Origin of the sequence: Exiguobacterium sp. AT1b (genome assembly GCF_000023045.1) — a bacterium.
Lineage (GTDB): Bacteria > Bacillota > Bacilli > Exiguobacteriales > Exiguobacteriaceae > Exiguobacterium.
Genome location: NC_012673.1, coordinates 1183708 through 1200063, shown reverse-complemented (window position 1 = coordinate 1200063; position 16356 = coordinate 1183708). Strand labels below are relative to the sequence as shown.

Genomic DNA, 16356 nt, shown 5'->3' with positions numbered 1-16356 from the left:
TTTTCCACACATGTTACTTCTTGACGACCGCGTGCCCACCGAACTCGTTGCGGAGCGCGGCGACGACTTTTCCTGAGAACGTGTCGTCTTCGAGTGAACGATAGCGCATCATGAGCGACAGGGCAATGACCGGTGCCGTGGCTTGAAGGTCGAGTGCCGTCTCGATCGTCCATTTACCTTCACCGGATGAATGCATGACCCCACGAATCTCATCGAGCTTCGCATCTTTCTTGAAGGCATTCTCCGTGAGTTCCATGAGCCATGACCGGACGACCGACCCGTGATTCCATACACGAGCGACTTGTTCATAGTCGTAGTCGAACGGGCTCTTCTCCAAGATATCGAATCCTTCGGCAATCGCCTGCATCATCCCATACTCGATGCCGTTATGGATCATCTTCAAGAAATGACCGCTTCCGGCAGGACCCGTATACAAGTAGCCGTTCTCGACAGACAAGTCTTTAAAGATTGGTTCAATTGTCGGCCACGCATCCGCGTCACCCCCGACCATCGTACAGGCACCGTTTCGAGCCCCGTCCGTCCCACCGCTCGTTCCGCAGTCGAAGAATTTGATCTCTTTTTCGGCGAACTGTTCGGCGCGCGCGACCGAGAGCTTGTAATTCGAGTTCCCCCCGTCAATCACGATGTCGCCCGGTTCGAGTCGCTCATACAATTCCGCGAGCACCGCTTCCGTGACGTCTCCGGCAGGGACCATCGTCCAGATAATGCGTGGCATCGACAACTTGCTCACGACTTCCTCAAGTGTCGGCACAATCGTAAAGGCGTCCGATGTGACGTCCCCGACGTCCGTCCCGACGACCGTGTGTCCGTGGTCGCTCAAGTTGAGTGCCAAGTTGTAACCCATCTTACCTAAACCAATCAAACCAATTTCCATATTGTCACCCCTGAAAAAGAATTTTTTTCCGTCTCTGTGTTCATCATATCAAAATAAATTCGATTTACAAGTATGATTACGGAATTTTTTTCGAGTAATGCAAAAAAAGCGTCCCGGCTTAATTCGTAGGCGGGACGACGGACAGGCACTCTTATGACGGACAGGCACTCTTATATAGATACAAGAACGAACGATCAATCTTTGAGATTAAATAAAATTCCCGAAATGCGATACAGGCGTTGATTAGTAACAAAGTGATTGCGGTAACCTTAAGACGAAACTTTCATTTGGTTCAGCCTGTCAAATAGCTTCGCATACAGCCCCATACCGATGAGTGCCGACAGCAAGATGAGTGTGAACACAGCGAGCGGGGAGAGAAATCCTGATGCAAATACCGTCACTGGTGCGAGGAACTTGCCGATTGTGTTTTGGAGCGTATCGGTCGCGAGGTATTGTCCACGTGACTCGATTGGTGCATAGTGACTAACGAAACTCTGACTGACGGGAGAACGAATCAGCTCCCCGAACGTGAACATGGTCGTGACGATGAGCAAGTACCAGATATTTGATGAAAAGGCGACGAGAAACGTCCCGAAACCTCCTAGGAAAGTCGACAATAGTAAAACACGCCGTTCGTCCCACGCCCGAAACACACGTGTGACAGGAATGATGAAGACGACGAACAAGAGGCCGTTATATGCAACGAGCCAGCCGAATAAGACTGTATTCGAGACGTTGAACGTGGCCGGAGTTTGTTCAATCAAATAGACAGGTAAATACACGTCTAGCTGCATGATTGGGATTAAGGCGAATACGCCAGCAATCAGATAGAGGCGGAAAAGCGGGTCAATCAAAATCGTCGCATACGACCGCCCTTGGGTGAAAAATGTCGTTGCGACCGTCTTCTCGGTCGAGACCGGTCGTGTCTCACTGGTTAGAACCGCGAGCAAACCCCCGTAACAAAAAAGAACAAGGGCGCAGCCGAGGAGGAGCGCCTGACGATACTCGAAAAAGAGGACCGCACCAAGAAGCGGACCGAGAACAGCACCGATATTGTTCGAAGCCATAAACGTCGCGAATACATTCCGTAAATGTTCAGTCGGAACGAGGTCGGCGACCATCGCCGAGCTGGCCGGTTTGTAGATGGCACCCATAAAACCGATGCTGATGTAGGTGATGTAATCGACATAGGCGTTCGTTGATAAAGCGAAAACGAGGAATAGGAAACCTTGTGAGAACGTCCCGGCGAGCATGACGGGGCGGCGACCAATCTCATCTGCAAGCGAACCGCCAATCAAGCTGCCGACTAGCAGGAACAACGGTGGCACGGCCATGAGTAGTCCGGCTAGCTCGACACCGAGCGTCCGGGCGAAATAGACGGTGATGAATGGAAAGTACATCCAAAACAAGAGGTTGAATAAGCCTTCGCCGAATAAGCGGACTTTCAGATTGAGGTCCCAACGGTATAATTCCATAGATATGCTCCTTTCAAGAGTCTCTCTTTAATGTAAGAGGTCGTGGAGAGAAAGAATAGACTTATGTTGCGGGATTTGCTAGACTAAAAATAGAAATAGCAAATATATAGGCGCTTGTTTGCGTTGTACTATAAAACGAACGTATGTTTGTAAAATGACCTCCGATATAATCATCGGAGGTCATTTTTATTGTGTCGTCTTCATCGATTTAAAGCTATGGGCGAAAGATCCCTCAAATAGTTCGTCATTTTCAGGCAACAATTTTCCAATCATCGAGAGGTGTCGGGTAACCTGTGCGCATTGCTCGGTGTGACTCAGCGATCGTCAAAATCCTAGTAAAAAATCGACCCCCGTCACGGAGGTCGAACGAATTAACTTGATGATGCTTTCTTATATTGTTGGAAGAAAACTTCAATCTCTTCGGCCGGCAAAGGACGATTATAGAAATATCCTTGTGCCTGGTTACATGATTCGGCTTTCAGAAAAGCGACTTGGTTCTCGGTTTCGACCCCTTCCGCGATGACGTTCAAATCGAGTTCGTGCGCCATCCGGATAATCGTTTTGACGAGCGCCGCGTCCTTCTCGTCGCTCTCGATATTTTTTGTGAAGTGCTGGTCGATCTTGAGCGTATCAATCGGGAACAGCTTCAAATAGCTGAGGGAGGAATAGCCGGTTCCGAAATCATCGATGGAAAGATGGACCCCGAGGGCGACGAGTTCATGCATCGTCTCGATGGCGCGATCCGCACTTTGGATGACACTCTCGGTCAATTCGAGCTCTAAATATTGCGCCTCAAGACCGGATGCGGCGAGGGCACGACTGACGACCTCTGGTAAGTCTTTTTGTGCAAACTGAACGGCCGAGATGTTGACGGCGACCCGGAACGGGGGAATGCTCGCATCCTGCCACGCCTTGTTTTGACGACACGCCTCATTTAAAACAAACTCGCCAAGACGATGGATGCTCCCTGTTTCCTCAGCAATCGGAATAAACTCACCAGGGGAAATCATCCCGAGCTCTGGATGATTCCAGCGGACGAGCGCTTCCATACCAATGACCATTTCCGTCTCCAGTTGGATTTGTGGTTGATAGTGGACGGTGAACTCGCCACGACCGATGCCTTTACGAAGTGCCATTGATAAGTTGGAACGACGGGATACCGACTCGTTCAATTCGTTCGTGAAGAACTGATACCCGTTCTTACCGTCCGCCTTCGCCCGATACATGGCGATATCAGCATTTTTAATCAATTCTTCGGCCGTATCGCCATCGGACGGATGGAGACTGATTCCGATCGAGGCCCCTGTGAATACTTCCTCGTTCTCGAGTTCGAACGGAGGATGGAGGACGTTGATAAGTTCCTGTGCGCGATGGGCGGCCAAGTTACTCTTCGTATCAGGCGACAAGATGATGAATTCATCCCCACCAAGCCGAGCAAGTGTATCTGTTTTTTGAATCGTCGACTGGATACGGGTCGTCACTTGTTTTAAGAACTGGTCGCCAATCGAATGGCCGAACCGGTCGTTAATGACTTTAAAGTTGTCCAAGTCGATATAATACAAGGCAAACTGTTCAGATTGAGACTGACCGAGAAGGGCGTCGAGTCGGTCGCTGAACAGACGGCGGTTTGGGAGACCGGTGAGCGGATCCAAATACACGAGGTCATTGATTTGTGCCTCAATCCGTTTCCGTTCGCTGATGTCACGGATGATACTACTGAAAAAGATTCCCTTGTCCGTCTTCCACGTGCCGAGCGACATCTCAATCGGGACTTCGACGCCGTCCTTCCGTAAGCCGATCAGTTCGACCGTTTGACCGATGACGCGTTTTTCACCTGTCGCTTCATAGCGACGCATCCCACGTTCATGCGCCTCGCGGAAACGTTCTGGAATGATGGCGACAATCGATTGTCCGACCATCTCGTCTGTCGTATAACCGAACAAGTCGGTCGCCCCTTGGTTCCACTGAAGGATGGTGCGATTGTGATCGGCGACGATGATGGCATCCGAGGCAGATTCGATGATGGATTCGAATTTTAATTCTAATTCTTCCGACTGTGCCTCGAGTTGTGATGCCGTCCGGAGCGAGATGTACATCAAGATGAATAGTGTCATGACGCTCGCCGCGATGACATAGGCGAGTAGGGTGCTGTCGACGGCATAGTCGCTGACCGGTTTGGCCGCACCTTCCATCGGGGTGAAACGAGCCGCGCCCATCCCGACGTAATGCATGCCGGAAACGGCGACCCCGATTAATACGGAACTAGCCAGTCGACGCCAATGGAATCGGGAGACGTTTGGGATATAGAAAAGGATATACAGGCCGACGAGCGAAGCCACAAAGGCGACGATGGCAGAAGCGACCCACATGACCGGGTCATAGGTAAGAATCGCATTCATCTGCATCGCTTCCATCCCGATATAGTGCATCGAAACAACTCCGACACTAATCAAGAAGGCACCAAAGACGAGTTGAATTGGTCTTGTCTCAGGGTGACTGATGATCCAGAAGGCAAGTCCGGAAGCGACGACGGCCGGTACGATAGACAATAAGACGATGCCAAGATGGTACGTCACATCATCGTTTAGATGAAAAGCCAACATGCCGATGAAGTGCATGGCCCAAATGCCGAGACCGAGGCTGAAGGCACCAGCTACGACCCACCCGAGTCGCGAGGCGTGTTTCGCATATTTCAAACGACTGCTAATATCGAGAGCGACACCGGCAGCGAAGATGGCGACAGCGATGGAAAGAATGACGAGTGGTAAGTTATATGAGCTACTCAGGTGATGTTCGATGAGAAACAGTCCTTTCGATTTCAAATGGTACAAAGAGTGAAGCAGTTAAAAAGTGCTTTATTAGAGTAGCACACTCGGGAATCACGCTTCTTGCCTACTTTTGTAAGGTGGGTCAATCATTTGCATGAATCACACATTGCGGAATTTTTTTCGAAACGGTATCGTTAGATGAAGAAGAGAAAGGGTGATTCTTGATGGAAACGATGAACGGGACGGCCCGCATCCGTGGTGCCTATTCGACACTGAGTAAGAAAGAACAACGTATTGCCGACTATATTTTGAAGCAACCAGAACAAATCATTCATCATACGATCAATCAGGTGGCAGATGACCTCGATGTGGCAGAGTCTACTGTGTTTCGTTTTTGTCAGCGTGTCGGATTCAAAGGCTATCAGGCGCTAAAAATCGCACTCGCCTCAGATGTCGTCGCACCGCTCCAAGACATCCATGAAGATATTACCGAGACGGATACGGCGCTCGAAATCGCAGAGAAAATTTTTTCGACGAACGGAAAGACGATTGAGTCGACGCGTCAGATCTTAGAAGGAGTCTCTTTAGAGAAAGCCGTTGAGCTGTTCCTCGGGGCGCGCCGTATCGAATTTTTCGGGAGCGGCGGGTCGGCCGTCGTCGCGTTAGATGCGTATCATAAGTTTGTCCGAAGCGGGCTTCAAGTGAGCGCGATGCTCGAGTCGCATATGCAGCTGATGTCGGCCTCACAATTGACGACCGCAGACGTCGCCGTCGTCATCTCGCATTCCGGTGCCTCGAAAGAGACACTCGATATCGCCAAACTCTTAAAAGAGAAGGGTGTGCCGATGATTGCCATCACGAACTATGCGAAGTCCCCTCTCTCAAAAATCGCGGACGTGTCGCTCTATACCGTGTCCCAAGAGACAGCATTCCGTTCTGAGGCGCTCGCTTCTCGCATCGCCGAACTGAGCCTGATTGATGCGTTGTTTACGGCTGTCATGATGCGTCGAGGCGAGGCGGCCCGGACATCGCTTCAACAGATGCGTGAGGCGATTTCGATGCGCCGAATCTGAGCGAAATAGGGTTAGTTTCTACAAAAAGGTGGAAATTATAAACCCTGAGAGCAAAGCGAGGCTTAGAGAGAGAAGGTGGACCGATGAACCATATTGATTTTTTATCTTCCGACCACTACAACGAGTTCAAACGGTTGGCACAACGGCTCACGGATCCTGGCAGTACCGGTCGAGAATATTTCGCCGCGCTGTATGTGATTGCGGGAAACACCCATGTTCGTGAACGGTTGCTTCCTTATATGGATTTAGAAGCAGGGAAGATCCGGACCTCGACCATCATCGATGACAATACGTTCGATAAACGAGAATTTGTGCTCACCAAGCTCGTCATCCATCTGTATAACTCAAAAGAATGGGTCCTTCCGACCGAGTTGATTGCCTTGCCGGAAGAAGACTATAAGTTGGCGATGCAAGCAATCACGCTATGCCGCAATGAACAATTTGACGGGGTCACGATCCCGAACGACTGATGACACCCTGTTTTGTTGGAAACAGGGTGTTTTTCGTCGAGCCATAGAGGAGGGAATTCCGTGTCACTCACCACATCGATGTTAACCATTTTACTGATGCTCATGTTGCTCATCATGATCACGCCACCGCTCTTGATTTTTTATCTGTGGCGGCGTGACCGGAACCAACGCGAACACTCCGTCCTCCGGAACTTCCCGATTCTCGGAAAGTTGCGCTATATATTTGAGAAGATGGGACCCGAACTTCGGCAATACTTGTTCTTGAATGACAATGAGGCGAAACCATTCTCACGGAATGATTATGAGTCGGCCGTCATCGCAGGGAAGTATAAGTCGCGCATCATCGGGTTTGGGTCGGAGCGAGACTTTGAGGCAGGTGGATTTTTTCTTCAGAACGCCCTCTACCCGACGAACCGAAACGAGCTGCGCGTTGATCAGTCAACAAAGGTATCGACGTGGGTATATGAACTCGATGAAGACAATCTGTTCACCCGAAAAGAACATCTCGTCGAACGTGACATCTCGCCCTATCTTTTAAAAGAAGAAGATACGGTCATCATCGGGGAAGGGACCTGTCGGGAACCGTTTCATGTCCGTGGACTCGTTGGTCAGTCAGCGATGAGCTTCGGGTCGCTCGGGGATAGAGCGATCATAGCCCTCTCGATTGGACTCGGTCGTGCGGGTGGCACGTGGATGAATACAGGAGAAGGTGGACTATCCGACTATCATTTAAAAGGGGACGTCGATCTCATCTGTCAAATTGGACCGGCGCTCTTCGGTGTCCGGGATGAAGACGGGGCGTTTTCGGTGGAAGCGTTCAAACAAAAAAGCGCACTCCCGCAAGTGAAGGCGTTCGAACTGAAACTTGCCCAAGGCGCGAAGACACGTGGTGGACATATCGACGGATCGAAAGTGACCGAGGAGATTGCCCAAATCCGTCATGTACGAGTCGGGGAAACCATTGACAGCCCGAACCGCTTCTCTGAATTTCACACCCACACGGAATTGCTGGCGTTTGTCGAGAGGTTACGTGAAATCGGTGGAAAGCCCGTCGGCATCAAGCTTGTAGTCGGGAAGTTGAAAGACATCGACTCGCTCGTCCGCGAGATGGCGAGGTCTCAAATTGTACCTGACTTCATCACGATCGACGGGAGTGAAGGGGGGACGGGTGCGACGTATCAAGAGCTTGCGGATACAGTCGGTTTACCGCTCAAGGCGGCGCTCCCTTACGTGCATCGCCTCTTGATCGAGCATGGGTTGCGCAACCGAGTCAAACTGTTCGCCTCTGGGAAACTCATCACGGCGGATAAAGTCGCCATCGCCCTCGCGCTCGGCGCAGACCTCGTCAATATCGCCCGCGGACTCATGTTCAACGTCGGTTGCATCCAGGCACAGGTCTGCCACACGAATCGCTGTCCGGTCGGAGTCGCAACGACCGATGCGAAACTGCAGCGTGCTCTCGTTGTCGACGAAAAGAGCTATCGGGTGACGAACTATATCATCTCGCTTCGGGAAGGACTATACAATATGGCGGCTGCGGCAGGCGTTCGCTCGCCGACGGAACTTTCACAAGAGCATGTGGTATATCAGGATCCGGACGGTCGTGTCCGAAGCGGCTATGATTTATCTCACTAGAATGAAGGGAATCTATCAAAACATCCCACGAATCTGCCGATAAAGAAGGCAAACACGTGGGATGTTTTTTTAGCATTTTCATTGTAGAAACTACCAGATACTTGTACAATCATGTAAATGAAAGTCAGAATTTATTATAATCTAACGAAGCGTTTGAATGGAAATGGATGAACCCATTTTTTTCAGCATACGCCGCGCTCTTTGGACGTTGTTTCGAAGACACGGTCAACGCTTTAATCCCGTACCGTGTATCAAGGTCACGCAACTCTTGGATGCGGTCTTTTGACCATTGATCTTTTGCTACAGTCGTGTAGTTGAAGCTTTCCCACATCACGCCATCCACATATGGATACGTATACGTCTTCAATGTCGCAAATCCCCAGTTTTGAATGAGAGAAAGGGAAGGGTGATTGGATTTGATCGTCTTCATGAACTGACTCATTCCGTCACGTTGCGCTTTTAAAATGGTCGGTTGTTCCGAATGCTCGTTATCGATGTTGCCGACGGTATCCAAGAACGCGCCATCTAATCCTTTGGCGACGATTTGTTTCTCCACTTCACGCGTCAACAACTCACGGTAGTGAGTTGACGTCATATCGACTAAATAAGAATCCCATTCCGCATAATGAACACGTTGTCCGTCGCGGTGGAAGAAGTCTGACTCGTTCATCTGACTGATGAAATCGACGTTCCAATTGTCCGCTTCCATCGTGTTGATGTAGCCGTACACTTTTGTCCCATATTTCTGTAACTCTTTGATTTGCGCTGCTGTATAATAAACAGGCTCGATGATGACGAGGTCATACTGTTGCATCTTTTTGATTTTTGTCTTTGTCGGCATGTCGTAATAAATCTTGTACGATTCGACGTTTGCGAGCGGATTGCTCGCTTTGGCGACCGCTTGTTGCGGCGTCAAAAACGCCAATCCTACGAGAAATGCACAACAGATGGTCACGATTCGTTTGGCTGAGAAAATACCCATAAAAAAACCCTCCTGATAGTTATCAGAGAGCGGCTGCGGCTATTGCAGACTGGCGATCGGTATCTAAAAGATCGACGACCCATGTCTTTGCGCCCTTACTTTTCAGTAAGTTTGCCCGTCTCGATATGAAATTTTTGTCGACAATCCATTGAAAGTCCTACTACTAAAATACCACGTAAAGGAATGAGTGACACTATGATTTATACCCAACATCGCACATCCATCAAATGGATTGAAATGATTGTGACTATTTTACTTATCGGCATTTTGGACTATACATTTAGTCTTTCTTTGTCGGATTGGGCGATTGACCCATTAATTTTTTATATTCTCCTGTTTTCTTTACGGTATGGTTTGCTAGGTGCCTTCGTCAGCTTTGCGTTGACGAGTCTCTATCATTTTTCATTCCTTTTGATGGAAGGCTCAGACTTGCTCTTATTCCTTTACGATACGAATGAACTGGCTTGGATTTTGCTACACTTCTTCGTCGCGCTCAGTGCGGGTGTCTTCAGCACGTCTTATCGGGAGCGTTATCAGTCGCTCCACATTCGTCAAGAAGAAGTGGTCGATGAGAACGAACAGTTGAAACAGACGATTCAACAGCTCCAAGAATCACAAGGAGAGATGCGCAAACGGGTCCTTGACTCGACCTATACGCTCTCAAAGATTTATGAGATTGGACTAAAACTCGATCAAGATGCGACCGACTTGGTGCGTGACCATTTGATTGGAACGTTCACGCGTGTCTTCCGTGCTCGTCAACTCGCTTTATATCATGTGGATGCCTCACGGCGCACGCTTCGTCTCCACGTTCGTTCAGGAGAAGTGGAGCGTTTGCCGCAGACGCTCTTTATCGATTCGGAACAAGGGATTTTCGCACGGATGTTCCAATCCAAAAAACCGACGATTCGTTTGGCAGATGAGTTAGATGGACCGCTTCTCGTCGCGCCGATTTGTTATGAAGGCACGGTGAAGGAAGTGTTGGTCGTCCATGAAATCGATATTCTACGTTTACGTAGCCATGAGATGAATATGATGAAACTCGTCTTGGATTGGACGGGAACGCGTATCGAAAAAGCGGATGCGCTTGAATGGATGCTCGTCAGCGACCAGCTCGTCGACGGGACACACATGTTCCGGATGGAAGCGTTCGAACAAAAAGTGGCCCAACAAGTGCAGCGCCATGAACAATACGGTCAACCATACAGTACGGTCACGTTACCTATAGAGGGCGTGGACTTGTCATTGATTGAGATGGAATTGATTTTAAGACAGTCGATGCGTGAAATCGACGTCATCGGATATGACGAAGAAGACCGCATCCTTCATTTCCTTCTCCCTGGAACACCGGTCGAATCGGCCGAACGATTCAAAGAACGGATTGAACATGTCTTCTATGTGAAAGGTGGGAAACGCCTATGACCGGATGGATGATTTTACTCTTCTTCCTACTGCATGCGGCGGTCCTCTTCGTCTTGTATCGACTGATCGTACGACCGAAAGTCGATGCGACGGAAAAGGGAGTTTGGCTCTCGATTTTTCTCGTCAGTGCCGTCATCCCGATTGTCGGAGAACTGTTTGGTTTGATTGGATATGTGATTGCCCGACGCTTCGCCTCACCGAAGACGCTTCTCGACTACGATGAGTACATCAACTTTGACACGCTCAACTTGGAGCGCTTGCAGCAACAGGCGAAAGAAGATTTAGATCTCGTCCCATTGACGGAAGCCTTACAGATGGACGGGAACAAGCGGAAACAATCGATCACACAACTCATGTCGACACCGCTCATGAATACAGAAGAATATTTACACTTAGGTCTCGAACACGAGGATACGGAAACGGTCCACTATGCAGCGACCGTCCGAAACACGTTGTTCGACCGATACGATTTGATGTTAAAACAGCGAATCGCACAAGTGAATCCGGAGCGACCGGAGACGATTTATCCGGTAATTGAAACCGGAATTTCGTTCTTAGATAGCGGTCTCTTGGATCATGATATGCAAATGCGCATCCAGCAACGGATATTATTTCACCTCGATCAATTGAGTGAGTACGACGAAACAGATGAGACGTACTTACGCACGAAAGCCCGCCTCTCGTTCCGCTCGGGTGACTTGGAAACGGGAGAACGATTGGCTGAGGCGCTCACCCTTTATCATCCAAAAGTACCCGATGGATATGTCATGTTGATTGAACACCACATGACGAACGGTGATTGGGCATCCCTGCGTCCGACCCTCGACCGCCTGCATCAACATCTCGATTTGCAAGACATTCCAGAGGACTATCGCTTTGTCATTCAACAGTTAGAAGGTGCCCATATATGAATAAATCGATTACGACGTATATCGCGTCTCTGTTCTCCTTACTCATCGCGATGATTGTCGTCGTCCAGTTTTTACGGCTTGACTACGGTCATCGGCTCATCCCAAAAGAAGCGCATGAGCCGAAATCCTTTACGACACTCGCGGGTGAGGTGAGAGCGGTGGAGGGAGAACCGGTTCAAATCTACATCCATCAGAACGACGACGATTTGTCGACAGCTGTTTTGAATAACTTTAAATACGCGCTCGACTATGCAAAATTGCCTTATACCTCAATCGAGGCAGAGGCCATCGCATCGATTGAGCCTTCTCCACGACACGTTCTCGTCGTCAGCGGGGAAAATACGAAATCATGGCCGTACGAGGCAATTCGGTCCTTCGTTGAAAAAGGTGGACGGCTCTACGTTGCCGGACGATTCATCGATCAAGACTGGGCAGACCTGGTCGGCGTAAGCGATTTTGGGGACTTTAAAGATGGAGTCAACGGGTTAATTTTCGAACAAGAAATTTTCCCTGGATATGTCGACTTGCCTCAAGACTCAGGGTTATTCGTCCACAGCATTGCTGACGTCAAACTGAAAGAAGAGGCGGACGTCCTCATTTCTGCCAAAAACGAACCAATATTATGGCAGTCTCCTTATGGGAAGGGCGAAGTGATGTTTTGGAATACGACGTCGTTGACGGATAAGAACTCACGCGGCTTGATGGTGCAGACGCTTTCGATGCTGTTCCCAGCGTTCGTCATGCCACAAGCTGGCATCAAGGTCGTTCACCTTGACGACTTCCCGGCACCGGTACCAAATTATTTGAATCCGGTCATCACGAAAGAATATGATTTGTCCATCAAAGAGTTCTTCTCAGAGATTTGGTGGAAAGACATGAAGCAAATCGGTGCTGACTACGACGTCACTTATTCTGGTTTCCTGATCGGCAGTTATAAAGCGACGAATGAAGAGACGACAGAACAGCTCATCGAAAAAATTCGGGCACCGATGCTCGAATATGGTCGCGGTTTACTCCAAACGAATGGGGAAGTCGGGCTACACGGATTCAACCACCAACCACTCGTCATGGGAGATGAAACCATGGACCCTGAACTCGGCTATACGAGATGGAAAGACCAAGACGCCATGCGTTCGGCCATCGATCGTGTCGTCGAGGCGTTCGACTACTACTTGCCGAATGAGCGGATTCGGAGCTACGTGCCACCATCAAACATCATCGGTCAATCCGGACTCGAAGTGTTGAACGAGAAGTTTCCGAAAGGGTTGATCGTCGCAGGACTCTACAGCGGAGATGCGACGAAAGGAAGTTACATTCAAGAGTTCGGGCCCGACCCGGTCTACCCGAACTTGTACGATTTCCCTCGCGTGTCGAGCGGATACAACGAGACACCGGATGACCTATTTGTCGTCATTGACGCCGTCGCCAACTTCGGGCTCGTTTCTCACTTCATTCACCCGGATGACGTGTTAGATGACGATCGCTCGAAAGGGAAAGGGTGGGAGATGATGAAAGAATCGTTTGAAGGACTATTCCAGACACTCTACGCCAAATATCCACATCTCGAGGGCTTGAGCCAATATGATGCATATCGGAAATACAAGTTATATCAAGATGCGCAAATCGATGTGGCTTACACGAATGATGCCATCGATATCAATGCCCAACAACTGCCTGTCCCGTCAACGTTACTCGTCCGTGTCCAACCTGGGAAACGTCTCGATACAGGGACATTTGATTTTGGGGAAGTCCAGCCGTTTGATGAAAATGGTACATTGTATCAAGTTGAATTGAGAGACACATCTGTTCGTCTCCCGATATTGGAGGATCGTCCATGAAAATAGGAATTGTTGTCGAAGGGAGTTATCCATATGTGAGCGGTGGCGTATCGAGCTGGGTTCACATGCTGATGGAACAGATGCCGATGCATGAGTTTGAGATTATCTCGATCATGCCGAACCCGAAGTCAGAAGCCGATTACCGTTACACGTTACCGAAGAACGTCACGGGCGTCACCACGCTCGCCCTCAATCAACGGGCGACACGGAAACGTCGACCGGAAGCGTTATCGGAGTCGGAACGGGAGCGAATCAAGACGTGGATGACATTCGGTCAAGTCGATTCGTCCATCTATCCGATTCTTGAAAATCAAATTGGGACACCGGAACAGTTCTTCTCGAGTCGTCTCTTCTATCAGCTCGTCACGGAGAGCTATCAGGAAGAAGGACAGGCCGGTTCGTTCATCGATTACTTTTGGATGTGGCGCAGTATGTATGCCCCTGTCCTTGATTTGCTTCAAGCCGAATTACCTCAAGTCGACCTCGTGCACGCGGCCTCGACCGGATACGCGGGTCTGATTGCGAGTGCGATGAAAGAACGACAGAACATTCCGTTTCTGTTGACCGAACACGGCATCTATTCCCGTGAGCGGGAAGAAGAACTGTTACAGGCATCTTGGATCCCGTCTGAGTTTCGCTCCCATTGGATCCAGTTCTTCCACCATATTTCCCGGGAAGCGTATCGGAAGGCGGATGACGTCATCACGCTCTTTGAACGAAACGGCGAGTTGCAACGTCAGCTCGGGGCACCTGTTGAAAAATTGAGCATCATTCCGAACGGGATTGACGTGACGGGCTTATCTGCCCTCGGGCATGTGCCGGGAGCGGATAAACTACGAATCGGTGCCATCGTTCGCGTCGTTCCGATCAAAGACATTAAAACGATGATCTATGCGGCGAAACTGCTACAAGACATGCTCGTCCCGTTCGAACTGACCATTATGGGACCGCTTGATGAGGATAAGGAGTATGCGGCGGAGTGTGAAATGCTCATCCGGCAACTCGAGCTCGAACGGTCCGTCTTGATGGTCGGAAAAGTCGATATTCGACAACACCTTCCCGAATTCGATGTGTGTTTGTTGACGAGTATTTCTGAAGGACAACCCCTCGCCGTACTAGAAGGGATGGCCGCCGGCGTCCCATGGATTGTGACGGACGTTGGGGCATGTGCGGAACTCGTGAACGGGCGACCGGATGAACCGTTCGGTCCGGCCGGATTCGTCGTCCCGCCGGTCAATCCACGCCGAATCGCAGAGCGTTGCGTCTGGTTCCATCAACATCGTGAGGATGCGCGCCGACTCGGACGAAACGGGCAACAGCGAGTCGAGACGTATTATCGCACCGACCAGTTCATCGATGCATATCTACACTTATATGAAGAGAGGAGAGCGGTATATGGCGGGCATCGGGTTTAAGTTACAACAGTTGTTTCAAGAAGACTACTTCTCCTCGCGGATCAAAGCGTACGCATTTGCCGGTCTCGTCACATCCGGACCATGGCTGATCGTCATCGTCACGATTGCCCTCATGCAGTGGCTGACGAGCTATCTGTCCATCGCCACACTCGAGGAGCGCACGACGTTCAATTTGATCGTCTCTTACAGTTTTATTTTTTCACAAGTCGTTCTCGGCGTGCAGCAACTCGTCGTCACAAGATACTTGGCGGATTGTTTTTATGAGAAACGATATGAAGACATCTTCCCGGCATTCATCGGGATGATGAAGACGACGGTCGCCATCGCGTCGTTGTTGTTCGCCATCTTCCTTACGTTCTCTGAACTTCCAGCTTTATTGAACGCGTTGGCATTCGTCCTATTTATGACGGTCAACCTCATTTGGGTACACTTCTTGTTCCTCAGTGCGGCCAAATTTTATCAGGCGGTCGCTTATAGTTTTGTGGCCGGTGGCATCGTCTCGGTCGCCGCGGTCATCATCACGGATCAATTCTTGATGCAATATTTGACGGAGTCTTATATGAAAAGTTTCGCGTTGACGGCGAGTATGACACTCGGTCTCGTCGTGACGTTGTTCGGCTTGTTCACATCGATGCTCCTTACGTTCCCGAACCGGAGTACGGTCGGTCAATTCTCGTTCTACCGTTATTTTGACCGCTATCCGGCACTCTTTTGGACCAGTTTCCTCTATAACATCGGCATCTGGGTCGGCACATGGATCATCTGGTTCGCCGAAGGAGGAAGTGTCCATCTCGACACGTTCCGCTATCATCCGATCTATGACACAGCCATCTTCCTCTCTTATTTGACGATCATTCCGACGATGACGATTTTCGTTGTCTCCGTCGAGACGCGTTTCTATGAGCGGTATCGCGTGTTTTATGGATACGTGAACGAGGGTGGGACGTATCAACAGATTCAACGGTCAAAGGCAGCGATGCTCCTCGTCTTGCGACAAGAGCTGCAACGACTGTTCCGAAATCAAGGGCTCGTGTCACTCCTCTTTATCCTGTTCGCGGCCGTTTTGTTCCCGCTCCTCGGTCTGTCGCCTGAGATTCGGGACGTCTTTCAAATGACGACGATCGGTGCTTTTTCAAACGCCATGGTGCTCGTCCTCACGCTCGTATTGCTTTACTTCGAGGATCATCGGGGGGCGGCCTATACATCGGCCCTCTTCATCACAATGAATGCCGGGTTGACGTTCTTCTTGTTACCGCTCGGTTCTGACAGTTACGGTCTTAGTTTTGCGATTGGCTGCACCATTGCGTTCGCCTTCTCGCTCATTCGCTTGATTCGATACGTGTCCGAAATTGATTATCATACGTTTAGCCGAAACGAAACGCCTCCGCGGACGGATACGTTCCGTCGTGTCGGGGACTGGCTCAATGACCGCTCGGCTTAACAATCGCTGCAGATGGACTTTTAGAAAATGG

Annotated in this window: 12 protein-coding genes and 1 riboswitch; of the genes, 8 read left to right on the top strand and 4 right to left on the bottom strand. The window is 49.9% G+C overall.

Translation table 11 applies throughout. The features are described from left to right. Positions 1-13 precede the first annotated feature (13 nt). The 3 genes from gnd to EAT1B_RS06065 all read right to left on the bottom strand — a co-directional run bounded on the left by gnd (position 14) and on the right by EAT1B_RS06065 (position 5201). Positions 14-895: a phosphogluconate dehydrogenase (NAD(+)-dependent, decarboxylating) gene (gene gnd, locus EAT1B_RS06075; protein ID WP_012727267.1), complete on the bottom strand. Its 882-nt coding sequence runs from the start codon at positions 893-895 to the stop codon at positions 14-16. A 269-nt stretch (positions 896-1164) separates the two neighbouring features. Then, a complete protein-coding gene (locus EAT1B_RS06070) occupies positions 1165-2370 on the bottom strand; it encodes an MFS transporter (protein WP_012727266.1) in 1206 nt (401 codons plus the stop codon). A gap of 371 nt (positions 2371-2741) precedes the next feature. Further along, positions 2742-5201: a bifunctional diguanylate cyclase/phosphodiesterase gene (locus EAT1B_RS06065; RefSeq protein WP_012727265.1), complete on the bottom strand. Its 2460-nt coding sequence runs from the start codon at positions 5199-5201 to the stop codon at positions 2742-2744. A gap of 161 nt (positions 5202-5362) precedes the next feature. Between EAT1B_RS06065 and EAT1B_RS06060 the strand changes: the two genes are divergently transcribed. The 3 genes from EAT1B_RS06060 (at position 5363) to EAT1B_RS06050 (ending at position 8316) form a co-directional block, all read left to right on the top strand. Continuing rightward, on the top strand, positions 5363-6211 hold the full coding sequence (locus tag EAT1B_RS06060) for a MurR/RpiR family transcriptional regulator (protein ID WP_012727264.1): 849 nt from the start codon (positions 5363-5365) through the stop codon (positions 6209-6211). Positions 6212-6294: 83 nt separating this feature from the next. Beyond that, on the top strand, positions 6295-6681 hold the full coding sequence (locus EAT1B_RS06055; protein WP_012727263.1) for a hypothetical protein: 387 nt from the start codon (positions 6295-6297) through the stop codon (positions 6679-6681). Positions 6682-6759: 78 nt separating this feature from the next. After that, on the top strand, positions 6760-8316 hold the full coding sequence (locus EAT1B_RS06050; RefSeq protein WP_041918094.1) for an FMN-binding glutamate synthase family protein: 1557 nt from the start codon (positions 6760-6762) through the stop codon (positions 8314-8316). Between the two features lie 124 nt (positions 8317-8440). On the opposite strand, the gene EAT1B_RS06045 is transcribed toward EAT1B_RS06050, so the two are convergent. After that, entirely contained in the window at positions 8441-9298 is an 858-nt protein-coding gene (locus tag EAT1B_RS06045) for an endo alpha-1,4 polygalactosaminidase (RefSeq protein WP_012727261.1), read from the bottom strand. A 40-nt stretch (positions 9299-9338) separates the two neighbouring features. Continuing rightward, positions 9339-9424: riboswitch (cyclic di-GMP riboswitch) on the bottom strand. 69 nt (positions 9425-9493) lie between these two features. Between EAT1B_RS06045 and EAT1B_RS06040 the strand changes: the two genes are divergently transcribed. Genes EAT1B_RS06040 through pelG form a run of 5 tightly spaced genes read left to right on the top strand, consistent with a single transcriptional unit; the run spans position 9494 to position 16325 of the window. After that, the gene (locus tag EAT1B_RS06040) at positions 9494-10720 is read left to right on the top strand and encodes a hypothetical protein (RefSeq protein ID WP_012727260.1); all 1227 of its coding nucleotides are present in this window, start codon (positions 9494-9496) and stop codon (positions 10718-10720) included. Further along, positions 10717-11631: a hypothetical protein gene (locus tag EAT1B_RS06035; protein WP_012727259.1), complete on the top strand. Its 915-nt coding sequence runs from the start codon at positions 10717-10719 to the stop codon at positions 11629-11631. The genes EAT1B_RS06040 and EAT1B_RS06035 overlap by 4 nt, the downstream gene beginning before the upstream one ends. Then, the gene (locus tag EAT1B_RS06030) at positions 11628-13469 is read left to right on the top strand and encodes a DUF2194 domain-containing protein (RefSeq protein ID WP_012727258.1); all 1842 of its coding nucleotides are present in this window, start codon (positions 11628-11630) and stop codon (positions 13467-13469) included. The genes EAT1B_RS06035 and EAT1B_RS06030 overlap by 4 nt, the downstream gene beginning before the upstream one ends. Then, positions 13466-14884: a GT4 family glycosyltransferase PelF gene (gene pelF, locus EAT1B_RS06025; protein WP_012727257.1), complete on the top strand. Its 1419-nt coding sequence runs from the start codon at positions 13466-13468 to the stop codon at positions 14882-14884. The genes EAT1B_RS06030 and pelF overlap by 4 nt, the downstream gene beginning before the upstream one ends. Further along, a complete protein-coding gene (gene pelG / locus EAT1B_RS06020) occupies positions 14865-16325 on the top strand; it encodes an exopolysaccharide Pel transporter PelG (protein WP_012727256.1) in 1461 nt (486 codons plus the stop codon). The genes pelF and pelG overlap by 20 nt, the downstream gene beginning before the upstream one ends. The last annotated feature ends 31 nt before the right edge of the window (positions 16326-16356 follow it).

Coding starts and splice junctions, on each gene's coding strand:
- EAT1B_RS06060 (WP_012727264.1), top strand. CDS start 5,363: ATGGAAACGATGAACGGGACGGCCCGCATCCGTGGTGCCTATTCGACA.
- EAT1B_RS06040 (WP_012727260.1), top strand. CDS start 9,494: ATGATTTATACCCAACATCGCACATCCATCAAATGGATTGAAATGATT.
- gnd (WP_012727267.1), bottom strand. CDS start 895: ATGGAAATTGGTTTGATTGGTTTAGGTAAGATGGGTTACAACTTGGCA.
- EAT1B_RS06045 (WP_012727261.1), bottom strand. CDS start 9,298: ATGGGTATTTTCTCAGCCAAACGAATCGTGACCATCTGTTGTGCATTT.
- pelF (WP_012727257.1), top strand. CDS start 13,466: ATGAAAATAGGAATTGTTGTCGAAGGGAGTTATCCATATGTGAGCGGT.
- EAT1B_RS06035 (WP_012727259.1), top strand. CDS start 10,717: ATGACCGGATGGATGATTTTACTCTTCTTCCTACTGCATGCGGCGGTC.
- EAT1B_RS06030 (WP_012727258.1), top strand. CDS start 11,628: ATGAATAAATCGATTACGACGTATATCGCGTCTCTGTTCTCCTTACTC.
- EAT1B_RS06050 (WP_041918094.1), top strand. CDS start 6,760: ATGTTAACCATTTTACTGATGCTCATGTTGCTCATCATGATCACGCCA.
- EAT1B_RS06055 (WP_012727263.1), top strand. CDS start 6,295: ATGAACCATATTGATTTTTTATCTTCCGACCACTACAACGAGTTCAAA.
- EAT1B_RS06070 (WP_012727266.1), bottom strand. CDS start 2,370: ATGGAATTATACCGTTGGGACCTCAATCTGAAAGTCCGCTTATTCGGC.
- pelG (WP_012727256.1), top strand. CDS start 14,865: ATGGCGGGCATCGGGTTTAAGTTACAACAGTTGTTTCAAGAAGACTAC.